Source organism: Streptomyces coeruleorubidus (assembly GCF_008705135.1).
In the GTDB taxonomy this organism is placed as follows: domain Bacteria; phylum Actinomycetota; class Actinomycetes; order Streptomycetales; family Streptomycetaceae; genus Streptomyces; species Streptomyces coeruleofuscus.
Map to the genome: position 1 here is coordinate 8,599,739 of NZ_CP023694.1, position 23,223 is coordinate 8,622,961.

16 protein-coding genes and 1 pseudogene are annotated in these 23,223 nt (G+C 72.9%); 9 read left to right on the plus strand and 8 right to left on the minus strand.

Going from position 1 to position 23,223, the window contains the following annotated elements; genetic code table 11:
- From CP976_RS39195 to CP976_RS39205, 3 genes are all read right to left on the minus strand, one after another.
- Positions 1-2,226: an NHLP family bacteriocin export ABC transporter peptidase/permease/ATPase subunit gene (locus CP976_RS39195; RefSeq protein ID WP_190147031.1), complete on the minus strand. Its 2,226-nt coding sequence runs from the start codon at positions 2,224-2,226 to the stop codon at positions 1-3.
- The gene (locus CP976_RS39200) at positions 2,223-3,029 is read right to left on the minus strand and encodes a biotin/lipoyl-containing protein (protein ID WP_086851423.1); all 807 of its coding nucleotides are present in this window, start codon (positions 3,027-3,029) and stop codon (positions 2,223-2,225) included. Before CP976_RS39200 ends, CP976_RS39195 begins: the two co-directional genes overlap by 4 nt.
- A gap of 116 nt (positions 3,030-3,145) precedes the next feature.
- Positions 3,146-3,361, minus strand: a complete 216-nt coding sequence (locus CP976_RS39205; protein WP_086851420.1) for a type A2 lantipeptide — start codon at positions 3,359-3,361, stop codon at positions 3,146-3,148.
- Between the two features lie 745 nt (positions 3,362-4,106).
- Here CP976_RS39205 and CP976_RS39210 point away from each other — a divergent pair.
- Complete coding sequence (locus CP976_RS39210; RefSeq protein ID WP_150484607.1) at positions 4,107-5,525, plus strand: S1 family peptidase; 1,419 nt, start codon at positions 4,107-4,109, stop codon at positions 5,523-5,525.
- A 435-nt stretch (positions 5,526-5,960) separates the two neighbouring features.
- Here the strand turns inward: CP976_RS39210 and CP976_RS39215 are convergent, their stop codons facing one another.
- On the minus strand, positions 5,961-8,117 hold the full coding sequence (locus CP976_RS39215) for a SpoIIE family protein phosphatase (protein WP_167537598.1): 2,157 nt from the start codon (positions 8,115-8,117) through the stop codon (positions 5,961-5,963).
- Positions 8,118-8,272: 155 nt separating this feature from the next.
- On the opposite strand from CP976_RS39215, the pseudogene CP976_RS39220 reads away from it, so the two are divergent.
- Positions 8,273-8,959, plus strand: a pseudogene (locus CP976_RS39220) (LuxR C-terminal-related transcriptional regulator); the annotation flags it as partial.
- On the opposite strand, the gene CP976_RS44545 reads toward CP976_RS39220, so the two are convergent.
- The 4 genes from CP976_RS44545 to lanKC form a co-directional block, all read right to left on the minus strand.
- Positions 8,882-11,143 carry an ATP-binding cassette domain-containing protein gene (locus CP976_RS44545; RefSeq protein WP_308430091.1) on the minus strand — a complete coding sequence of 754 codons (2,262 nt, stop codon included), beginning with the start codon at positions 11,141-11,143 and terminating at the stop codon, positions 8,882-8,884. The pseudogene CP976_RS39220 and the gene CP976_RS44545 overlap by 78 nt on opposite strands.
- A 5-nt stretch (positions 11,144-11,148) precedes the next feature.
- The gene (locus CP976_RS39230; RefSeq protein WP_150484610.1) at positions 11,149-12,900 is read right to left on the minus strand and encodes an ABC transporter ATP-binding protein; all 1,752 of its coding nucleotides are present in this window, start codon (positions 12,898-12,900) and stop codon (positions 11,149-11,151) included.
- Positions 12,901-12,978: 78 nt separating this feature from the next.
- The gene (locus CP976_RS39235; protein WP_010040504.1) at positions 12,979-13,095 is read right to left on the minus strand and encodes a SapB/AmfS family lanthipeptide; all 117 of its coding nucleotides are present in this window, start codon (positions 13,093-13,095) and stop codon (positions 12,979-12,981) included.
- A gap of 84 nt (positions 13,096-13,179) precedes the next feature.
- Positions 13,180-15,783 (minus strand): class III lanthionine synthetase LanKC, encoded by a 2,604-nt coding sequence (gene lanKC / locus CP976_RS39240; RefSeq protein WP_150484611.1) that lies wholly within the window; start codon positions 15,781-15,783, stop codon positions 13,180-13,182.
- A 186-nt stretch (positions 15,784-15,969) separates the two neighbouring features.
- Between lanKC and CP976_RS39245 the strand changes: the two genes are divergently transcribed.
- The 7 genes from CP976_RS39245 to CP976_RS39275 all read left to right on the plus strand — a co-directional run bounded on the left by CP976_RS39245 (position 15,970) and on the right by CP976_RS39275 (position 23,119).
- Entirely contained in the window at positions 15,970-18,420 is a 2,451-nt protein-coding gene (locus CP976_RS39245; RefSeq protein ID WP_150484612.1) for a SpoIIE family protein phosphatase, read from the plus strand.
- 92 nt (positions 18,421-18,512) lie between these two features.
- A complete protein-coding gene (locus CP976_RS39250; protein WP_150484613.1) occupies positions 18,513-18,932 on the plus strand; it encodes a CBS domain-containing protein in 420 nt (139 codons plus the stop codon).
- A 180-nt stretch (positions 18,933-19,112) separates the two neighbouring features.
- Positions 19,113-19,295: a hypothetical protein gene (locus CP976_RS39255; protein WP_150484614.1), complete on the plus strand. Its 183-nt coding sequence runs from the start codon at positions 19,113-19,115 to the stop codon at positions 19,293-19,295.
- A 104-nt stretch (positions 19,296-19,399) separates the two neighbouring features.
- On the plus strand, positions 19,400-20,467 hold the full coding sequence (locus CP976_RS39260) for a glucose-1-phosphate thymidylyltransferase (protein ID WP_150484615.1): 1,068 nt from the start codon (positions 19,400-19,402) through the stop codon (positions 20,465-20,467).
- Positions 20,464-21,444 (plus strand): dTDP-glucose 4,6-dehydratase, encoded by a 981-nt coding sequence (gene rfbB / locus CP976_RS39265; protein ID WP_150484616.1) that lies wholly within the window; start codon positions 20,464-20,466, stop codon positions 21,442-21,444. Before CP976_RS39260 ends, rfbB begins: the two co-directional genes overlap by 4 nt.
- Positions 21,441-22,319, plus strand: a complete 879-nt coding sequence (gene rfbD / locus CP976_RS39270) for a dTDP-4-dehydrorhamnose reductase (RefSeq protein WP_150484617.1) — start codon at positions 21,441-21,443, stop codon at positions 22,317-22,319. The genes rfbB and rfbD overlap by 4 nt, the downstream gene beginning before the upstream one ends.
- Positions 22,316-23,119, plus strand: coding sequence for a class I SAM-dependent methyltransferase (locus CP976_RS39275; protein ID WP_150484618.1), 804 nt, complete (start codon positions 22,316-22,318; stop codon positions 23,117-23,119). Before rfbD ends, CP976_RS39275 begins: the two co-directional genes overlap by 4 nt.
- Positions 23,120-23,223 lie beyond the last annotated feature (104 nt).

Here is a 23,223-nt window from a genome sequence, read left to right on the forward strand (position 1 = left end):
TCACCGCTCCCTGACCAGTGCCGCGTACGCTCCGCCGCGCGCCACCAGGTCCTCGTGCCGTCCCCGCTCCACGATCGTGCCGTGCTGGAGGACGACGATCTCGTCGCTGTCGCGGACCGTGCTGAGCCGGTGCGCGATCACCACACAGGCACAGCCGCGCCTGCGCAGGTTGTCCATCACGACCAGCTCGGTCTCCGCGTCCAGCGCGCTCGTCACCTCGTCGAGGACCAGGATGCTCGGCCGGCGCACCAGCGCCCGCGCGATCTCCAGGCGCTGGCGCTGCCCGCCGGAGAAGTTGCGCCCGTCCTGCTCGACCTTGCTGCGGATGCCGCCCGGACGCCGTGTGATCACGTCGAGCAGGGCGGCGTCCCGCAGCGCGTCCTCCACCGCCTCGTCCGGGATCGACGGGTCCCACAGCGCCACGTTGTCGCGGACCGTGCCCTCGAAGAGGAACACGTCCTGGTCGACGAAGGAGACGGAGGCGGCCAGCGCCCCGCGCGGGATGTCCTCGATGCGCTGTCCGTCGATGCGGATCACGCCCTCCCACGGCGCGTACAGGCCGGAGATCAGCCTGGACACCGTGGACTTGCCGCTGCCTGACCCGCCGACCAGCGCGACCTGCTGCCCGGGACCGACCGTCAGGTCGAAGCCGGTGAGCAGGGGCTTGTCGAGCGGGCTGTAGCCGAAGGTGATGTTCTCCAGCTCGACGTGGCCCTGGAGGCGGCGCGTCGACTCGCCGGACTCGGGGCGGCCGTAGAGCGGATCGGCCTTGAAGTTCTCCACGTCCTTCAGCCGCGCCACGTCGGCCGCGAAGTCCTGGATGCGGCCCGCGACGCCGTTGAGCCGGGTCAGCGGGGCGGTGAACCGGGTGACCAGGGCCTGGAAGGCGACCAGCAGACCGACCGAGATGTGACCCTCGACCGCCCGCATGCCGCCGATCCAGAGGATCAGCGCGCTGTTGAGGGTGGCCAGCGTCGGCGCGACCACGCCCAGCCAGGCGCTCGGCACGCCGAGCCGCTGCTGCTCCTCCAGCGTGGTGGCGTGCTGGCCGGCCCACTTGCGGAAGTAGCCGTCCTCGCCGCCGGTCGCCTTCATCGTCTCGATCAGCTGAAGACCGGTGTAGGCGGTGTTGGTCAGCCGCGCCGTGTCGGCGCGCAGCTTCGCCGTGCGCGTGGCCCGCAGGCGGATGACGACCCGCATGGCCACGACGTTCAGCAGCGCCACGCCGATGCCGACGAACGTGAGCTGCGGGTCGTAGGTGTACAGCAGCACCGCGTACAGGACGACGACGACCGCGTCCACGCCCGCCGCCGCGAGGTCGCGCGACAGCGTCTCGGCGACCGCGTCGTTGGACTGGAGCCGCTGCACCAGGTCGGCCGGGCTGCGCTGGGAGAAGAACGTGACCGGCAGCCGCAGCAGATGGCGCAGGAAGCGAGCGCTGGAGAGGGTCGAGGAGATGATCCGGCCGTGCAGCAGGTTGGCCTGCTGGAGCCAGGTGAGAACGACGGTGAGCAGGACGCACGCCGCCATCGCCGTGAACAGCGTCGGCAGCAGCGAGGTCTGGTTCCCGATCAGGAACTCGTCGATGTAGGTGCGGCTGAGCGCGGGCACGGCCGCGCCGACCCCCACCAGCAGCAGACTCGCCAGGACGGCGGCGGGCATCGTGCCCGCGGTACCGCGCAGCCGGGCGGGCATCGCGCCCAGGACGCCGGGCTTGCGGCCGCCCCGGGTGAAGTCCTCGCCGGGCTCCATGACCAGCACCACACCGGTGAAGCTGCCGTCGAAGTCCTCCATGGGGACAAACCGGCGGCCCTTGCCCGGGTCGTTGATGTAGACCCCACGGCGGCCGAAGCGGCGGCCCATGCCGTCATAGACGACGTAGTGGTTGAACTCCCAGAACAGGATGGCCGGCGACTTCACCTCGGCGAGGGCGGCCAGGTCCATCTGCATGCCCTTGGCCGTCAGGCCGTAACTGCGGGCGGCCTTGAGGAGGTTGCTGGCGCGCGAGCCGTCGCGGGAGACGCCGCAGGCGATGCGCAGCTCCTCCAGCGGGACGTGCTTGCCGTAGTGGCCGAGCACCATCGCGAGGGAGGCGGCGCCGCACTCCACGGCCTCCATCTGGAGCACGGTGGGCGTGCGGACGGTCTTCGCCCCGGCCTTGGGCACCTTGCGCTTGGGCGGGGCGGCGCGGCGCCGGCCCCGGGTGTCCGGTGCGGTCGCGGTCACGGCAGCAGCCAGTCGACGGGACGCTGGTCGGCCAGCCGGATCGACCCCGAGGCCAGTGTCATGGAGTTCAGCTTGAACGGCGGCCCGTCCGCGGAGGACCACTTGTAACCGCTCTTCGTGGCGGACGACTTGTCCAGCCGGACCGTCACGGCCACCGGCCTGCCCTTCTTCGTGAACTGCTCGCCGAGCTGGCTGTCCCCGAGGAACGCGGCGATCTGCTGCGGGGACTGGGCCGAGCGGTCCACCGACTTCACATGGCCGCGCAGCACGCCGTACTCCTGGGTCGGCACCGACTGCACGGTCAGGTCGACGGCGGCGTCGTCGGGGACCGAGGCGGCGTTCTCGGCGGGGACGTAGACCGTCGCGTACAACGCGTCCGTGGTGCGGGCGACCTTCTCGACGGCGGCGACGTTCGCGCCGGTCTGGATGATCTGCCCGACGGTCGCGGCGAGCGCGGAGACACGGCCCGCGTCGAGGGTGCGGACGACGGTTTCGCCCTTGGGTGTACGGACTTTGAGCACGGGGGAGTCGGCGGGCAACCGCTCACCCTGCTTCGCGAGCACCGCGGTGACCTGGCCCGCCACCGGGCTCTGGAGGAGGTAACTGCCCTGCCCGTGCGTGAGGATGGCGGGTGCGCTGACGGTGGAGGTCACCGAGCCGGTCACCGCCCATGCCGAGGCGGCCGCCATCGCGACCACCGTCACCGAGAGCACAAGCCAGCCCTGCGGGCGGGCGAAACGCACCGGAAGGTCGAGTTCTTCTGGTGACTGGAGCTTGGCGAGGGCCTGTTGGCGGAACTGCAAGGAACTTCCCTCACCCGTAGAAGAGGTACTTACAGCCGTAGCGGACGTGGTTACGGCACCCGAAGATCCCGGAACCGCCGGCTGCGGCTCCGGGAGTCAACGGCACTGGGGCTCGATCAGAGACCGGCGACCAGGTTGGTGACCGGGGCCGTGTTCAGGCCGGTGGCGCCCTCGACGGTGCCGACGGCCGTGTTGACCAGGCCGGAAACCGGGGCGATGCCGTCGACCGTGTCGGTGACGGTGTTCACGGCGTTCACGGACAGGCCGCCGGAGACGGCGTCGAGCTCGGCGTCGGCGATCTCGACGGTCTCAACCTGGGGGGTGGAGTTCATGATGGAACTTCCTTCCGTATGGATATCTCACAAGGGGGGAGCGGCCCCCTCTGGGGACAGATGACGGCCGCGACCGCGAGTGCCGGACTCCCGTTTCCGAGTGTCCTGAGCGGCCCCCGCGGTGCGATGGATCAAAGCACGCTGCGGGCGCGGGCTTCCAATCAACCACCCGTCCCACCAGGCAACTTGCGCCCCAGCGGCACCGAAGCGTGCAGGTGTGGGCACGCCTTCGTGGCGACTTCTTCACATGCGGCACCGCATCGGCCCATCCAGCCCCTTACATCGCGGAACGGCGAATCCGGCACTCCCGCCCCAAAGGCATGACCGACGCGGTCGGCGCGCGGGTAACCCTCGACTCGGTGACCGGGTTGAGCATTCGATGTGCAGATTCGCTGAAGGTGGGATTCCGCTCTGTGATGTCAACAGATCGTTTCTGGTCGGACACGGATCGTGTTCGTTCGGTATGCCGTCACGAGGGCCGCGTCTGAAACGCCGTCATCCGGCCATGGGGCAGCCGCGCGCCGACGCGTTTCGTCCTCCCCGGCGTGCCGCTGTGACCAGGGCGGTCGCAGACCGCGCGGTCGGTGCCCGGGTGGCGGGAGTTGGCTGATTCCGCGATGCGAATGGATCACTTGCAAACGGAATTGAACGCCCCGGACGGCCCGTGCGTACCAACAGCCATCCAGGCGCCCCCCAAGAGCTGCCGGACGGCGGCACCTACTCCGTTCCCCAGGAGGAGAGAAGTTTGAGTCACAAGCGAATTCCGAAGCGCAAGGCCGCGATAGCGGCGGGCAGCGTGGTGGCGCTCGGCGCGGCCGCGATCCTGCTCCCCAACGCCAACGCGTCGCAGGACGGTTCGTCCGACGACGCGGCGGCCGCGCCGAAGACCCTGAAGGCGGGCGACGCCTCGGATCTCGCCTCGCAGCTCTCCGGGCTCCTCGGTGAGGCGTTCGGCGGCTCCTACTACGACAGCGACAGCCAGCAGCTCGTCGTCAACGTCGTACCGGGCGACAACAACAACGTGATCGTGCAGGCGAAGGCGGCGGGCGCGAAGGTCCGCGAGGTCGACAACAGCTGGTCGGAGCTCCAGGGCGGGGCGCAGACCCTGAAGTCGGACGCGACCATCGCGGGCACCTCGTGGGCGATCGACCCGCGCACCAACAAGCTCCTGGTGACGGCCGACAGCACCGTCACCGGCGCCAAGTGGGACAGACTGGAGTCCACCGTGCAGAGCCTCGGCTCCGGCATGGCGACCCTCAAGAAGTCCGCGGGCACCTTCAAGCCGTTCGTCTCGGGCGGTGACGCCATCTTCGCGGGCGGCTCGCGCTGCTCCCTCGGCTTCAACGTCACCGCCGGCGACGGCTCGCCGGCCTTCCTGACGGCCGGTCACTGCACCCTCGGCGGCAACGAGTGGTCGGACACGCAGGGCGGCCAGCCGATCGCCACCGTCGACCAGTCGACCTTCCCCGGCGACGGCGACTTCGCACTCGTGAAGTACGACGACCCGGCGACCGAGGCGCCCAGCGAGGTCAACACCGGCGACCAGACCGTCCAGATCACCGAGGCCGCGGAGGCGACCGTCGGCCAGGAGGTCTTCCGGATGGGCAGCACCACCGGGCTCGCCGACGGCCAGGTCCTCGGACTCGACGCCACGGTGAACTACCCCGAGGGCACCGTCACCGGCCTCATCCAGACCAACGTCTGTGCCGAGCCCGGCGACAGCGGCGGCTCGCTGTTCACCCAGGACGGTCTCGCGATCGGCCTGACCTCGGGCGGCAGCGGCGACTGCACGGTCGGCGGCGAGACGTTCTTCCAGCCGGTGACCACCGCCCTGGAGGCGGTCGGCGCGACCCTCGGCGCGGGCGGCGCGGCCGGCGGCGCGGGTGAAGAGGCCGGTGCCGGCGAGGAAGCCGGTGCGGGCGAGGACGCCGGCGCAGGTGCCGGTGAGGAAGCGGGCGCCGGTGAGGAGGCCGGAGCCGGCGGCGAGGCCGGTGCTGGTGCGGGCGAGGAAGCCGGTGCCGGTGAAGAGGCCGGTGCCGGTGCCGGTGCTGGTGCCGGTGCCGGTGAGCAGGCCGGAGGCGAGGACGCGGGCGCCGGAGCCGGCGCCGGTCAGGACACGGGCCAGGAGGTCGGGGACGACTCCGGTCTGACCGAGTCCCGCTGACCCGAGAACGTCGGCAGCCTGTCCGACGCCGCCGGTCCGGTTCCGCCCCCTTCCTGGCGGGACCGGGCCGGCCCACGGGCGTTTCGGCCGCCGACTGGGCTGAGCCGCGGTTCCGGGCTGATGGCGCCCACGGGCGTTTCGGCCGCCGACTGGGCTGAGCCGCAGTTCCGGGCTGATGGCGCCCACCGGTGTTCCCGGCCGCCGACCGGGCCGAGCCGCGGTTCCGGGCCGTTGGCGTCCATCGCGTTCCCGGCCGCCGAGCGGCTTGAGGCGCGTTCGGGCGGGTCCTGGTCGGCGGCGCCCACCGGCGTTAGAAGCCGCCCCGGCCCGAGCCGCGCTCATGCGGTTCCGGCCGGCGGTGGACCGGGCCGGCCCTCCGGCGGGAGGGCCGGCCCTTCCGCGCGCCGGAGGGGTCCGCAGGAGAACGTCCGGGCCCTATCCGACGGCCCTGAGCAGCAACAGGGCGATGTCGTCGAGCCGTTCCTCCCCGTCCGTGCGGTGGGGTTCCTGGCGGACGAGGCTGTCGGCCAGTTCGTCCAGCGGCTGGTCCCCGGCGTCGGCCAGGCGGCGGCCCAGGCCCGCGAGGGCCTCCTCGAAGTCGGTTCCGGGGGACTCGACCAGCCCGTCGGTGTAGAGGACGAGCAGGGAGCCGGGGGCGAGGGCCACCTCCGTCGTCGGGTACACCGCGGAGGCGTCGATGCCCAGCAGCGGGCCCCCTGCCAGGTCGAGGACGCGCACCCGCCCGTCCGGACGTCTCAGCAGCGGTGGCGGATGACCCGCCCGGGACATCACGGCCCGGCCGTGCGCCGGGTCCAGGCGCAGGTACAGGCAACTGGCGAACAGGTCGGCCCCCAGGTCGAGCAGCAGCCGGTTGGTGCTGCGCATGACCTCCTCGGGAGCCTGGCCTACGGCCGTGTACGCGCGCACCGCGGTGCGGACCTGCCCCATCAGCCCGGCCGCCGTGACGTTGTGGCCCTGCACGTCCCCGATCACCGCCGCCGCCATCCCCTGGGTGCGCACCAGGTCGTAGAAGTCGCCGCCGATGTCCATGCCCTGCGTGGCCGGCACATAGCGGGCGGCCGCCTCGATGCCGGGCAGCGACGGCAGGGAGTGCGGCAGCAGCGCCTCCTGGAGGCCGTGCGCGAGCCGGTGCTTGGCGTCGTAGAGCAGCGCCCGCTCCAGTGCCTGGGCGATCAGCCCGGCCAGGCTGGTCATCACCGCCCGCTCCTCCGTCGGGAAGTGGTGCGGCTCGGCGTAGGAGAGCACGCACGTCCCCACCGGCCGGCCCTGGGCGATCAGCGGCAGATACGCCCAGGCCGCGAACCCGTCGGGCGTGGCGACCCGCGCCGGGTAGAGGCGCTCAAGCTGGTCCTGCGACTCGAAGAAGGCCGGCACGCCCGTGCGCAGCACCTGTGTACCGGGAGTGGGCTCGGTCAGCGGCATCCCGTCGAACCGTTCCACCACGGCCGCGTCCCGGTACCCGCGGTGCCCGAGCACCCGCAGCCGGTTCGCCCGCGAGCCCAGCACGACCAGGGCCTGGCTGCCCACGGCCGGGGCGATCTCGTCCGCGACGAGCTGCACCACGTCCTGCACCCCCACCGCCTCGGTGAGCGCGCTGGCCAGGTCCAGCACCTGTGACATGGTGACCAGCCGGGTCGGCGTCCCGTCGGGCGGCGGAGCGGCCCGGTTCATCTCCGCCACGGCCCGGGACCTGGTGATCCGGACGCTGAGGCCCGTGGTGCTCGGATACAGCCGGAACGACAGCCACTCGCCGGGCGGGCGCAGCGCCACGAACGAGGCGGTGTGCTGGCTCATCAGCGCTGCCCGGTAGCGGTCCTCGTACACCGGGTCGTTGAGCCACGGCACCGACGCCCACAGCTGCGTGCCGAGCAGCCGGCTGACCGGGACGTTCAGCAGCTCGGCCGCCGCCGCGTTGACGAAGCCGATCCGCCCATGCAGATCCAGCGAGACCAGCCCGTAGGGCAGCCGGCTCACCATCCGGGCCGCCTCGACCGTGCCGAGCGTGCCGGCCATACCGCCCACCAGGGGCGAGGCGACCAGATCGGTCTCGGGATGCGGCGGGATGCTGTGCTCGGCGGCCCGCTCCAGCCGGACCGCCAGCCGGCCGCAGGCCGCGGTCAGGCCATCGCGCTCCCGGTCGGACAGCTCCTGCGGATGCCCGCCCGGCCAGGTCACGAACACCGCGCCGTACACGGTGGACTCGGTGGCCACCGGCACCGCCGCCAGGGCGAACGGATAGGGCAGCACCACGGCGATCCGCGGATAGTGGCGGGCCATCTCCTCCTCGCCGCCGACCCACACCAGCCTGCGCTCGCGCGCCGCGTCGGCGACCGGGATCGGCGAGCTCAGCCCCACCCGCTCCCAGGGCGCCGCGAACGCCCGGGGCAGCCCCGCCATCACCGCCATCTCCAGCACCGGCTGGTCCTGCGCCAGCAGGTAGACCGCGCCGGAGTGGGCGTGCACCTCGTCCATCATCGAGGCCAGCGCCAAGGACAGCAGAGGCCGGCCGACCGGCGTCCTGGCGGCCGCCGGCGCCTGCGCGGACGACTGTCCGTCGGACACGCCGACCACCTCCTCGCACGGCCGCGCGACCGGGCCCACGAACAAATCTCCTCCCTGGCGGCCCGTCGCGCACGACGAGCGGCACGGGGACGAACCTGGTTACCGTCGGTCACAGACCCACGGGCACCGTTGGGGGCGCCCGCGTACCCCGACCGCCGCGACCCATGCCGCCGAAGTCGAAGCGCGGTGGGGTGTATGGGCGCCGCACGTGCGCCCCCACGCACCCTGATGGCCGGTTCTCCGCGCCCACGCAGGGTCACGGTCGCGAACAATGGGGCACGCGCTCAACACGACGAGGTGGCGTACGACGAGCCGAGGGGGTGGCAGTGATCCGGGTGCTTCTGGTGCACGACGAGTGTCTGGTGCGATCGGTGCTGGCGGAGTGGCTGCGGGGGGAGTCCGATCTCGTGGTGCACGACACGTCGTGGCGAGGCGCTCCCGGACTGCTGCCGTCCGCGCGGCCGGACGTCTGCGCGGCGGACCTGGAGTGCGCGGACTCCTACGGCATCCCGCCACTGGGCGAGCTGTGCCGGCCGGGCCCGGACCGGACGCGCCCGCGCCTGCTCGTGCTCGCCACCGCGAACAGGCCCGGACTGCTGAAACGGGCGGCCGAGGCGGGGGCGCTCGGCTACGTCGACAAGGAGGGTTCGCCGCAGAACCTGCTGCGCGGAATCCGCCGGGTCGCCCAGGGGGAACGTTTCGTCAACGACTCGCTGGGGTTCGGTTTCCTCAAGGCGGCCGAGATGCCGCTGACCCGCAGAGAGCTGAGCGTGTTATCCCTCGCGGCCGAGGGAGCCTCCATCGCGGAGATCGCCGGGAGCCTGCACCTGTCCCACGGGACCGTGCGCAACTACATGGCGGCCATCACCCGCAAGACCGGGGCCCGCAACCGCATCGACGCGATCCGCATCTCGCAGGGACAGGGCTGGCTCTGACCGCCGCCGGGACGGTGCGGGCGCCCAGCTCCCGACGAGGTCCCGGTACAGCGCCGAGGACCGCATCAGCTCCTCGTGGCCGCCGCAGGCCGCGCTCCGGCCGTCCATGACCAGCACACGGCCGGCGCGGCGGGCCGAGCTGACGCGGTGGGCGACGACCACCAGGGTCCCGCCCGGCCGCGCGGCGAAGGCCCGCTCGGCGCGCTCCTCCGCCTCGGCGTCCAGATGGCAGGTCGCCTCGTCGAGCAGGGCGAGCGGGGCATACGACAGATAGGCCCGGGTCAGCGCGACCAGTTGCCGTTCGCCGGCCGACAGGGCGGCCGGATCGACCCGGGCGCCGAGGCCGCCGAGCCGGCCGGCCAGCGGGGCGAGGCCGACCGCCCCGGCCGCGGCCAGCAGTTCCTCCTCGGGCACCGGCTCCGGGCGCAGGTACGCGAGGTTCTCGGCCAGCGTGCCGCCGAAGACGTACGCCTCCTGCGGGATGAGCACCCGGGCAGCGGCCGCCTCCGGCCCGGGCACGGGGTGTCCGCCCACGGCGATGGTGCCCCGGTCCGGTGTGAGAAGCCCCGCCACGAGGGCGGTGAGCGTGGACTTGCCGGCACCGCTGGGACCGACGACGGCCAGGTGTGAGCCGGCCGGGAGCGTCAGGTCGAGGTCCTCGACGACGGGGGTGCCGGCGGGGCCGTAGGCGAAGGTGACGGAGGAGAGGGACAGGGCTGGGGGAGAGGGGGCGGGCGGCGAATCGCCGGCGGGGGTGGTCCGGCCGTCGGCGGTAGGGGTGCGGGAGGTGCCGTCGGATGCGGTGGGGGTGCGGGGTGTGCCGTCGGATGCCGGTGCGGTGGGCGTGTGGAGTGTGCCGTCGGGGGCCCGTACGGCTCCCGGGAGTCCGCCGCGGGGCCTGTCGGCGCGGGTGCCGGGAGCGGGGCGGGGATCCGGGTGCTGCTGTGCCGTGTCCGGGGGGCGTTGCTCCGCGCGTGGGTTCGTCGTGTCTGCGGGGCGTTGCTCCGCGCGTGGGTTCGTCGTGTCTGCGGGGCGTTGTCCCGCACTCCCGTTCGTCGTGTCCGCGCGGCGTTGCCCCGCACTCCCGTTCGTCGTGTCCGCGGGCCGCCCGTCCGTCCGCGACCGCGTTCCGTCGCCGCCCGTGCCGTCGGTCTCGGCGGAACCCGCCGGGGCGAGCCTGCGCAGCACCACCGTCAGGCGGGAGCCGCTGGTGCCCAGGCCGTGGATCAGGTTGCGCAGGGCGGGCAGCAGGGACTGGGTGACGTAGGCGAGGGCGCCGACCAGGGCGCCGGTGGTGACACCGTGGGCCAGGAGCCACGGGGCGGTGGCGAGCAGCAGCACGATCGGGAGCTGGCCGCCGAGCGCCAGGGACGCCACGCGCAGTACGCCCCAGTGGGCCAGGGAGCGTGCCGCCCGGAACTCCGCCTCGACCCGTTCGCCGGTGGCGGCGGCGAGGTGTGCCTCGGCGCCGGTCGCCGTGATGTCCCGCAGGCCCGGGCAGATGGTGCCCAGGTGTCCCGCGAGGGCCTCGTCGGCGACGAGGAACGCCTGCTGCCGCCGGGCGAGCGGCCGCAGTGTCACCGCGAACAGCGCCACCCCCGCGGCCAGGGGCGGCCCGACGACCAGCAGGAGCGGCGGGGCGAGCGTGAACAGCCCGGCCAGGGCACCGGCGGCGGTGAACACGAAGGAGCGGGAGACCATGACCAGCCCGGCGAAGGTGTCCCGCGCGATCTCCACCTGCTGGGTGAGCCCGGACAGGGAACCCGCGTCACCGGTCCGCACTCCGCGCGCGACCACCCGCTCCACGAGCCGGTCCCGGAACGGTTCGACCAGCGCGGCGACGGCCGCGTACACCCGTGCGGTCCCGTACGCCCCGGCCAGGACACCGACACCGGCCACCGCCAGCCAGGCCAGCCCGACATCCGGCCGCCCTCGCAGGAACCCGTCGTCCAGGGCGCGGGCGGGCCCGTACCCGATGAGGAAGGTCTGCCCGGTCTCCAGCACCGACCAGGCGGTGAGCCGCAGCAGGACCCGCCACCGGGCCAGCAGGAACCGCAGGCCACGCGAAGGCAGTCCGCCCCGCACGGGGCTGTCCGTCATGCCCGTCATGCCTCCGCCTCGCTCCCGGCCCCGGCGTACGCGGAGTCCATCCCCTCCCCGAACACCGCCCGGTACTCCGCGAGCCGCCACAGCTCCTCGTGCCGCCCCACCGCCCGCACCCGCCCCTCGTCCAGCCAGGCCACCGCGTCGGCGCACGCGGCCGTGGCGCTGCGGTGGGCGACCAGTAGCCGTGTGGTGCCCGGGCCGTCGCCGAGGAGGGCGTCGGTGATGTGGCGTTCCGTCACCGTGTCCAGGCTGGAGAGCGCGTCGTCGAGGATCAGCAGCCGGCCGCCGTGTGCGAACGCCCGGGCCAGCCCCAGCCGTTGGGACTCGCCGCCGGAGCGGGGGGCGTCGGCGACGGCCGTGTCGTATCCGTCGGGGAGGCGGCGGACGAAGTCGTCCGCGAGGGCCGTGCGGGCCGCCGCCCGGACGTGGTCGGGGGAGGGCGATGCGAGTCCGAGGCCGATCGCCTGCTCGACCGTGCCGCCGAGGAGGGCCGGACGGGCGAAGGCGTAACCGATTGCGTGCCGCAGATCGTCGTGCGGCAGCTCGCGCAACGGCACCCCGTCGAGGAGCACTTCGCCCGCGTCCGGGTCGGCCAGCCGCCCGGCGAGCGCGGCCAGCAAAGACTTGCCCGCGCCCGACCGGCCCACCACGGCGAGGGTCGTGCCGCCCGGTACGACGAGGTCCACCCCGTCGAGCACGGTGCGTCCGCCCCGCCGGGCCGTCACGTCGCGTAGCTCCAGCCGCCCGGGCCCGTCGGGCAGTCGCCGTTCGCCGAACGCGGTGGCGGGCTCGGCCCGGATCTCGCCGAGGCGCCGGGCCGCCGCCCGGGCCCGGGCCAGGCCCGCGAGCCGGCCGACCAGGACGCCGACGCCCGTCGCGAGCACCGCGTACCGCGAGGCGGCGAGCACCTCGCCCACCGACAACAGGTCCCGTGTGAGCAGCACACCGGCCACGGCGACGACCCCGAGCTGGAGCAGCGGTGCCACGGCGACCGCCTGTGCTGCGGCGCGTCCCTGCACCCGCCACATACGGTGCCCGGCCTCGGACAGGCCGGCCAGTGGCCGCAGCACCCGGGCCGTCTCCCGGCCCTCCGTACCCGCCGCCCGGACGGTGCGGAAACCCTCGACGGCCTCGGCCAGCGCGGCGGCGATCCGGCCCTGGGCCCGCTGGTAACGCGTGGCGCTCTGAGCGGTGTCACGGGCCACGGCACGCAGCAGGAATGTCAGAACGGGCGCCCCGGCGAGGAAGACGGCCGCGAGCCGCCAGTCGATCAGGCCGAGCGCGACCACACCCCCGAGGGGACCGGCGAGGGCGGCGAGCAGCGCCGCACGGGCCGCCGGAGTGGTCCCCGCCTCGGCGGCGTTGCCGACCAGGCGCGCGACGAGGTCACCCGAGCCGAAGCGGTCGGCGGCCCGCGGGCCGATGCCCAGGACATGTCCGGTCAGCCGGCGGCGCAGCCACGCGGTGCTGCGGGCGTCGACGGTCCCGGTCAGCACGGTCTGCGCCGCGTCCAGCAGGGCGAGAATCAGCACGAGGCCGGCGCAGTACAGCACCCAGCGGGTCGCCGGGGCATGCGCCAGCAGAAGGTCGAGGGCCCGGCCCAGCGCGGCCGGCAGCAGCAGCCCGGCACCGGTGGCGGCGGTGCTCACCAGGCACAGGGCCGCGCAGCGGGCCCCGCTGTACCGGGTGGCCGTGCGCAGCAGCGTGCGGGCGTGTCCGGTCGCCGGGTCGTCGTCACCACGCGTGCTCATACGGGCCTTTCACAGGATTGGACGGACCCCGGGCGGCCCCTCCCCGAAGGGGAAGACCGCCCGGGGCCATGACGCCGGTCAGAGGCAGAGCAGGACGCTCGCCGCGCTGATGCAGGAGAGCAGGCTCACCGTGCTGGCGCCGCCGCCGTCCGTCCGCTCCTCGGACTCGATCGTCTGGAGGTCGAGAAGTGCCATGGTGTGTCCTTCCGTTGGGTGTCCGTCCGTGGTCATCCGTGGGGACGGGGTGGTGTCACGACTCCGCGGGTCGCGGAGCCGCGTTCAGGTGGGCCGCCGGTTCGGCGGCGGGAGGAACGGCAGGTGGGCGTCGGTCGCCGGGTCGAGGGCCGCGCCGAGCGCCAGCAGGCACCCTGCCGTTCCGGTGGCGAGGTCCATGGACAGCCGCATCATCTGGTGGCCGGGGAACGCGAGTTGGCCCTCGTAGGCCATCGCGAACCAGCCGAGTGCGGCGATCTGCCCGGCCAGCCGGTCCGCGGTCGCGCCCGGCTCGGTCGTGCGGCCGAGGTGCAGGATCATTCCGGCGCGGCCCTGGAACAGCCCGGGCTGCGCGTAGAAGCGTGAGGTGGCGGCGGTGAGCACGCCGGAGCAGGCCGGGCCGAACTCCCCGGCCGTTTCCGGGGCGTGGGCCACGAGGTCGTCGAGGACCATGCCGATTCCCGCGCTGCCGTCGCCGAGGTAGGGCAGGGTCCGCCAGCCCTCGTCGACCTCCAGCGCACCGCCCTCGCGGGTCACGCAGGACTCCAGGTCCCGGCGCAGGGCCACGGCCGCCGCCTGAAGCCATTCGGCCCGGCCGGTCCACTCGTACTGCCGCAGCAGCAGGAGCGCCGGACCGGTCGCGCCCCGCAGCAGTCCGGCGCGCCGCCGGGGCGTGGCCGGGAGCGGCTCGGCGAGCCGTCGCACGAGGATCCGGGCGGCCTCGTCGGCCCGCTCGCGCAGCACCGCTTCCCCGGTGGTGCGCGCCAGATGGCCCAGGACGAGGCCCAGCCCGGCCAGTCCGCCGTGCAGGTCGGAGGAGAGGTTCTGCCACCTCTCCGCGAGGATGCCCTCGACCAGGTCCAGCGCCCGCTGCCGGTGCCCGAGCCGGTCCAGGACCAGGGCCACGCCCGCGAGCCCGTCGTACAGGCCGAGCGGCGTGCCGACCGGGGCCGGCGCGGTCCGGGCCAGCAGCCAGCGCTCGCCCTCCTCGTACCGCTCGGCGCCGATCGCGTCCAGTGCGTAGAGCACCCCGGCCGCGCCGTGGGCGATCCCGAGCCCGCCGCCGTCGGAGAACTGGGCGACGTCGCCCGGGAAGAGCCGGTCGTCGCGCTCCGGGGTGGCCGAGGCGAGGATGGCCTTGACCATCGAGTCGCGGCTGTACGGCCAGTCGCCGGGGTCCACCGGGGAGGAGGGAGCGGCCACCGTACGGCCGGACACCTCCCGCGTGATCTCCGCGACAGCCTCGTCGAGGAACTCCCGTGGCACGTCAGGGAACTGATGGGCGATCACCTCGGCCAGATGCGCCGCCTTGCCGCGGTCGACCACGAACAGCGTCGTCACGGGCAGGAACAGGGCCAGCCGCAGACAGGCCAGGGCGTACCGGTCGACGTCGGCGCCCCTGCGGTCCGGCGGCGCGAAGAAGCCCGGGTGGGCGACGACCTGGCGGCCGTTCTCCCCGAGCGGGGCCGCGGCCTCGAAGTCGAGGAGGAAGACCGTCTCCTCGTCCGGCGCGACCATGATGTTGAAGACGTGCAGGTCGTTGAAGACGATGCCGCGTGCGTGCACCGCCGCCACGGCCTCCTCCACCCTGCGGTGGATGCGCAGCGCCCACGCCGTGTACGCGGCGACGGCCTCCGGCTCGGGGTCCTGCGCGAGCAGCGGATGCCGCTCGGCGAAGAACGAGTTGAGCGGACGGCCCTCAAGGAAGTCCATCACCAGGAAACGGTGGCCGCCGAGCTCGAACCAGTCGCGCACCTCCGGGACCACACCCGTGCCCGCGACCTGCTCCAGCGCCCGCTTCTCCCGCTCCAGCCGGGCGATCGCGTCGGCGCCGTCCGAGGCGAGCCCCGCGTGCGGCCGGCCCTCCTTCAGCACGACCTTGCGCCCGTCGCGCGTGTCCGTGCCGGTGTACACACCGCCGCCGTTGGAGAAGTGCAGCGCCTTCTCGATGCGGTACGGCAGGTCGCCCGTCGTCGTGTTGTTGCGCGCCTCCAGATGAGGCCTGAGGAACTCCGGCAGCGTCACCCACTCCGGCACCTGGAAGGACGGCGCCCGCCGGTCCGGCACCAGCCGCCCCTCGCCGTCCCGCACCGCCGGCACCAGCGAGCCCCGGTCGTCCACGACGAACGAGCGCGCGAAGGCGCCGTACCGGACGTACAGCGGACCCTCGCCCCACCGCAGGTCGGTCAGGATGTACGGCCCCTCGAACCCCTCCAGCAGCGCGCCCAGCTCGCGCAGCACCTCGTGCAGCTGCTCCTCACCGGCCGGATAGACGGTGACGAACTTGCCGCTGCCGTCGCGCGGCGCGTACTTGGTGTTGCGCAGGTGCAGCAGGTGCGGGCCCGGCACGAACTTGAAGGGGATCCGCCGCTCGACGCAGTAGTCCCACACGATCCCGGCGATCCGTTCCGCGTTCGACCGGATCGCCGAGGCGTGGATCTTCCAGCCCTGCGCCGGACCCGGGAGCGGCTCGCCGTCCGGGCCGAGCGGCGTCATCGTCAGCCAGTCGCCGATCCGCGCCGCCTCCCAGCCCTCGGGCACCGGCCGGCGGGCCGTCTCGTAGAGGTGCGCGGCCGCCCCCTGCGCGGCCTCCTGCCCGCCCCGCAGCCGGTCCGGCGTCTCGTAGAAATGCCGGTCGGCGAGCGCGTACACCTCGTACCGCTTGTCCATGCGTCCCCCTCCGTGACGGGCACCGAGCCTTCCAGCCACGCGACGGGCCCGGACAGTCACGCCTGTCACGAGAACACCGTGCGGAACGCATGGGTAAAGACATGTTCGGTGGCTTTCGAGCGCCCGCACCGGCCCGCCTCCACGGAACGGTCACAGGGGCTGCGCAGGTGTCTCATAAGCGCTCTAATGGCCAACGTGGTCAGTGAGGGCGCCCAAGAGCGCGGAACGCGAACGCTGCGTGCCGAAGGTGCCCTCAAAGCGATCGCGGTCGATCAGGGGTCGCCCGAACAGGTGCACCGCGCTCTCGAGCAGGCGCTCGTCTTCGCCGGTGCCGCGTTCGTCGCCGTGTACACGCCCGGTCAGGACGGCGAACTGCTCTGCCTCGTCGAGTCGGCCGGGGTGCCCAGGACGCTGTACGGGCTGCGCGACAGCTACCCGCGCGCCGGGCGGTCCCCGGTCGCCGAGGCCCACCGCGCCGGGCGGCCGGTCTCGATGGGCCCGGCCGAACTCGCCGAGCACGCCCAGGCGCGGCGCGTGCCGTCCCGGGACTTCCACCTGGTCGCCCTGCCGGTGCATGGGAACGACGGCGGCTGCCTGCTCGCCGTGAGCGAGCGCCCCGCCGGGTTCGACACCGACGACCGCAAGTGCCTGGAACTCATCTCCGAGGCGGTCGCCGTCACCGCCCCGGCCGCGCTCGCCGAGGGCGGTGAACTGCCGCCGGGCGCCTTCAGCCTCGCCATGGACACCGGCCGCGTACGGGTCGGCGACGAGCTGCTGGACTTGTTCGGCCTGGACCCCGTGGAGTTCGACGGCCGGGTCGAGACCCTGCTCGGCATGACCGTGCCGGAGGACCTGCCCTCGCTGATGTCCGTCGTGGAGGCGGATCACATGTCCATCGGCGACCGGGAGCTGGAGTTCCGCGTGCTCCAGCCCACCGGGCCGCCGAAGTGGCTCCGGCTGAGCGGGCGTCTCCTGCCCGGCGGCGAGGGCCACCCCGCACGGCTCGTGGGCACCGTCGCCGACGCCTCCACGCTGCGCTCCGACGTCACCGACGTGGCCCGGGTCCAGCGCCTGGCCACCGCGCTGGCCACCGCCGTCACCGTCCGCGACGTCGGCAACGCCGTGGTCGCCGCCCTGCGCCGGCCGCTGAGGGCCGACCGGATCGCCCTCGCCGAGCTGGAGAGCGACCGGCTCGTCGTCACCGTCCTCGACCCGCCCGAACCCGAGGTCTGGCCCGAGCTGTGGCGCACGGAGTGGCGGGGCGAGTGGCCCGACGCGCCCGTGCGTGCCATGCCCACCCTCGCCGCCGCGCTGCGCGAGGGCCGGGCCGGGATCTGGCCCGCCGGCAGCCCCCTGGAACGCTCCCTGGCCGAGGTCGGCCCCGGCGGCCTCGCCGTCCTGCCGCTGCCCGCCGGGAACCGCATGGCCGGAGCCTGCCTGATCGGCTGGGACACCCCGCACGACTTCGGCACCGACGAGCGCGCCCTGCTCACCGCCTGCGCCGGCCTCGCCGGACAGGCCCTGGTGCGGGCCCGGGCCTTCGACGCCGAACACGAACTCGTCGGCATGCTCCAGCGCCAGCTCCTGCCGCGCCGCCTGCCCCGGCTGCCGGGCGCGGTGGCCGTCGCCCGCTACCTGCCCAGCACGGCCGGACTCGAACTCGGCGGCGACTGGTACGACGTCATCCCGCTGCCCGACAACCACGTCGCTCTGATCATCGGCGACGTCCAGGGGCACAGCGCCGGCGCCGCCACCCTCATGGGCCAGATGCGCACCGCCCTGCGCGCCTACGCCGTCGAAGGCCACCCGCCGGATGTCGTGGTCGCGCACGCCAACCGGCTGCTCATGGACATGGAGAGCGACCTCTTCGCCACCTGCGCCTACGTCGACGTCGACCTGGAGGAGGGCTCCGCCTGGTGCGTGCGCGCCGGGCACCTGCCGCCGGTGCTGCGCTACCCCGACGGCGGGACCGAGATCGCGGAGGCCGAGGGCGGCCCGCCCCTCGGGGTGATCACCCGGGCAGACTTCCCCATGAGCCCGCTCCGGCTGCCGCCCGGCACCGTGATCGCCCTGGTCACGGACGGCCTCGTCGAGACGCCCGGCACCGACATCGACGAGGGCATGGACCGCCTCGCCGGCCGGCTGGCCGAAGCCGCCCCCGCCGACCTGGGGCTCGTCGCCGACGCCCTCCTCGGCAACGCCCCGCGCAGCGACGACGTCGCCCTGCTCCTCCTGCGCTACGACGGCATGGACCTGCGCCCGCTGCGGGAGAGCTGGACGGTGTGGCGCGTCCCGCAGGCGGTCGGGCACGCCCGCCGCTTCGCCCGGCGCACCCTGCGCTCCTGGGGTGTCACCGAGGACATCGACGCCGTCCTCCTCGTCGTCTCCGAACTCGTCACCAACGCCCTCGTCCACACCGACGGCCGGGTCCGCATGGACCTCACGCTCATCAACAACCGCCTGCGCGTCGCCATCGCCGACGCCTCCCCGCGCAGCCCGGTCCGGCCGGCCAGCATCGGCTGGGAGGCCACGGGCGGCCGGGGCATCCTCCTCGTCGAGGCCGTGTCGGCGACGTGGGGGACTCTGCCGGTCAGCGGCGGCAAACAGGTGTGGGCGGAGCTGGTCCTCGGGCGGTGAACCTCGCCCACGATCATCTGGTGACCGGGCCGGTTCGCCGGGTACCCGGGCGGCGCAAGACGGAGAACCCGAGCCGAAGGAAGTGGAACGTCATGGCTCAGCATGTCCGCGACATCATGACCAGCGATCCGGCCACGGTCGAGCCGCAGACCTCCGTCGCCGAGGTGGCCCGCATCATGCGCGACGAGGACCTCGGCGTCGTCCTGGTGACGGACGGCGACGACCTGCGCGGTGTGGTCACCGACCGTGACCTGGTGGTCCGGTCGATCAGTCAGGGCGGCGACCCGGAGCAGACCACCGTGGCCGGCGCGTGCAGTGACGACCTGGTCACCGTCAGCCCCGACGACGGCCTGGACCAGGCGGTGCAGCTGATGCGCGAGCACTCCGTGCGCCGCATCCCGGTCGTCGACCACGGCCACCCCGTGGGCATCGTCTCCCTGGGTGACATGGCCATGGAGCGCGATCCGGACTCGGCGCTGGGCGACATCAGTGCCGCGCGTCCCAACACCTGACGACAGCACCCGGCCGGACGGTCCCGCGCACGCACTGTGCGCGGGGCCGTCGTGTGTGGGGGCAACAGCCTTGTGGCGTACGGGACTTCAGAGCGCGGCCGGGACGTCACGACTCGTGTTTGTTCGGTTTGTTCGTGGGGACTCGAACAGCAGCGGAACGCAGAAGGAAGATGATGAGTCGTGACGTCCATGGAGACCAGTGACAAGCCCGTCGTCCGTCGGCCCGAGACCGGCTGGTCGAAGGCACGCCGCCTGCGCGGCAAGGCGGCGATGCGGACCTGCCTCCCCGCCGTGGAGGACCGGGCCACCACCCGGACCGCGCGCTCCGAGCCGGACTGGAACATCGTCAGGGGCGAGGACTGACCGCTCCCCAGGGGGCCGCGCGGTGACGACGCTCGTAACTCCGCGCATCGACAACTAAAAGAAGTGATGTTCACATCCGCCGGATCACGACTATGGTGAACCGAATGAAGGCTCTCGTGCTGTCCGGCGGCGCAGGAACAAGACTGAGGCCGATCACACACACGTCGGCCAAGCAACTGGTGCCAGTGGCCAACAAGGCCGTACTTTTCTATGGGTTGGAGTCGATCGCCGAGGCCGGCATCACCGACGTGGGCATGATCGTCGGGGACACGGCCGCGGAGATCGAGGAAGCGGTGGGCGACGGGTCGCAGTTCGGCCTGAAGGTCACCTACATCCCTCAGGAGCGGCCCCTGGGGCTGGCCCACGCGGTACTGATCGCCCGGGACTACCTCGGCGACGACGACTTCGTGATGTACCTCGGCGACAACTTCATCGTCGGCGGCATCAGCGGACTCGTCGACGAGTTCCGCGGCAACCGGCCCGACGCCCAGATCCTGCTCACGCGCGTGGCGGACCCACGCGCCTTCGGCGTCGCCGAACTCGATCCCTCCGGCCAGGTCATCGGCCTGGAGGAGAAACCCGACCGGCCCAAGAGCGATCTGGCGCTGGTCGGCGTCTACCTGTTCACCCCCCTGATTCACGAAGCGGTACGCGCCATCGAACCGTCCTGGCGCGGCGAACTGGAGATCACCCACGCCATCCAGCACCTGATCGACTCCCGCGCCGACGTGCGCTCCACGGTCATCACGGGCTACTGGAAGGACACCGGCAACGTCGGCGACATGCTCGAGGTGAACCGCATGGTTCTCGAGGGCATGGACCGCCGGATCGACGGCGACGTGGACACCGCGTCGGAGACCATCGGCCGCGTGGTGGTGGAGGAGGGCGCGCGGATCGTCAACTCCCGCATCGTCGGCCCCGCCGTCATCGGTTCCGGAACCGTCATCAGCAACTCCTACGTGGGTCCCTTCACCTCCATCGCGGAGAACTGCCGGATCACCGACAGTGAACTGGAGTTCTCCATCGTGCTGCGGGACTCCTCGATCCAGGGCGTCGGCCGGATCGAGGCCTCGCTGATCGGCCGGCACGTCGAGGTGACACCGGCCCCCAGTGTCCCCAGCGCCCACCGCTTCGTCCTCGGAGACCACAGCAAGGTACAGATCACTTCATGAACCTCCTTGTCACCGGCGCAGCCGGGTTCATCGGCTCCCGTTACGTCCGCGCACTGCTCGACTCGGACGCGCCCGACGCGCCGCGCATCACCGTGCTGGACAAGCTCACCTACGCCGGCACCCTCGACAATCTCGAACTCGCCCATCCCCGGCTGGAGTTCGTGCAGGGCGACATCTGCGACGCCGAACTGGTCGACAAGCTCATGGCCGACGCGGACCAGGTCGTGCACCTCGCCGCCGAGTCGCATGTCGACCGCTCGATCACCGGCGCGGCCGACTTCGTGCGCACCAACGTGCTGGGCACCCAGACCCTGCTGGACGCCGCCCTGCGCCACGCCGTGGGCCCCTTCGTGCACGTCTCCACCGACGAGGTCTACGGCTCCATCGAGACCGGCTCGTGGCCGGAGAGCCACCCCCTGCAACCCAACTCCCCGTACTCGGCCTCCAAGGCCTCCTCCGACCTGCTCGCCCTGGCCTACCACCGCACCCACGGCCTGGACGTGCGCGTCACCCGCTGCTCCAACAACTACGGCCCGCATCAGTTCCCCGAGAAGGTCATCCCGCTGTTCGTCACCAACCTCCTCGACGGACACAAGGTGCCGCTGTACGGCGAGGGCCGCAACGTCCGGGACTGGCTGCACGTGGACGACCACTGCCAGGGGATCGACCTCGTCCGCACCAAGGGCCGGCCCGGCGAGGTCTACAACATCGGCGGCGGCACCGAGCTCACCAACAAGGAACTCACCGGCCTGCTCCTCGAGGCCTGCGGCGCGGACTGGGACCGGGTGGAGTACGTCGAGGACCGCAAGGGCCACGACCTGCGCTACTCCGTCGACTGGTCCAAGGCCCGCGACGAACTCGGCTACAGCCCCCGCCACGACTTCACCACCGGCCTCGCCGAAACCGTCGCCTGGTACCGCGACAACCGCGCCTGGTGGGAGCCCCTGAAGCAGCGCGTCGCCCAGGAGCGCGCATGAGGTGGCTGGTCACCGGGGCGGGCGGAATGCTCGGCCACGACGTGGTCGAGGAGCTCACCCGGCGCGGCGAGGAGGTGGTGGGGCTGGACCGTGCGGCCCTGGACATCACCGCGCCCGCGGCCGTCGACACGGCTGTGCGCGACCACCGGCCCGACGTGGTCGTGAACTGCGCCGCATACACGGCCGTGGACGACGCCGAGAGCGACGAGGCCCGCGCCCTGGAGATCAACGGGGACGGACCGCGCCTGCTCGCCCGGGCCTGCGCCGCGCACGGCGCCCGCCTGATCCACGTCTCCACGGACTACGTCTTCTCCGGCGAGGCCCGCACGACCCCCTACCCGGAGGACCACCCGACGGGCCCGCGCACCGCCTACGGCCGCACCAAACTGGCCGGGGAGCGGGCCGTGCTGGAGGAACTGCCCGGAGCGAGCGCGATCGTGCGCACGGCTTGGCTCTACGGGGTCCACGGCACTAACTTCGTGCGGACCATGATCGGACTCGAAGCCCGCCGCGACACCCTCGACGTCGTCGACGACCAGCGCGGGCAGCCCACCTGGAGCGCGGACGTCGCCGAACGGATCGCCGACCTCGGCGTACGGCTCGGCCCCGACGCGCACGGCGTCTTCCACGCCACCGACTCCGGCGAGGCCACCTGGTACGAGCTGGCACGCGAGGTGTTCTCCCTCATCGGCGCCGACCCGGACCGGGTCCGCCCCACCAGCAGCGCGGCCTTCCCCCGGCCCGCGCCCCGCCCGGCGTACAGCGCCCTCGCACACCGCCGGTGGCAGGAGATCGGCCTGCCGCTGCCGCGCGACTGGCGCTCCGCCCTGCACGAAGCACTGCCCCGTATCCGCAAGGAAGGTCCCCCTTCGTGAAACGCCATGAGTTCCTCCGGGAACTGCACAAGGTCAGCGCCAATCGCAACTACCTGGAGATCGGCGTCAACGACGGCCGCAGCCTGACGTTGTCCCGCGTCCCCAGCATCGCGATCGACCCCGCCTTCAAGGTGGTGTCGGAGCTGAGGTGCGACGTCCACCTGGTGAAGGCCACCAGCGACGACTTCTTCGCCCGTGACAACCCCCTCCAGCACCTCAAGGGCGGCCGTCACCCGCTGCGCAACCTGCGCCGCGGCCGCAGCCCGATCGGTTACTGGCGCAAAACGACGCTGGACCTGTCGTTCATCGACGGCATGCACCTGTTCGAGTTCGCACTGCGCGACTTCATGAACGTCGAGAAGTACTCGGACTGGTCCAGCGTGATCGTCCTCGACGACATGCTGCCGCGCAGCATCGACGAGGCGGCCCGGGACCGGCACACCAACGCCTGGACCGGCGACGTCTTCAAGATCACCGAGGTGCTGGCGCGTTACCGCCCCGACCTGGTCACGGTGCAGGTGGACACCGCCCCGACCGGCCAGCTCGTCGTCTTCGGCGCCGACCCGAACAACCGGGTCCTGCACGACAAGTACGACGAGATCATGGCCGAGTACAAGATCCCCGACCCGCAGAAGGTCCCCGAGGCGATCCTGGAACGGGCCGGTGCGGTGCGCCCCGAGGCCCTCGTGGAAGCCGGCTTCTGGCGCCCCCTCGTCCAGGCCCGCAACCGCGGCCTGCCCCGCCCCATCGGCTGGGAGCCCCTGCGCAAGGCCCTGCAACAGGTGGGCGTCAGCCGCTGAGGCCTCCGGCGCCTTGCGGATCCGAGCCCGGGCGCTGCGCGCGCCCGGGCCTTCGGCGTGCCGGGGTGAGGTGACTCGGCCTTTCCGCCGGGAGCGCCGCGGAT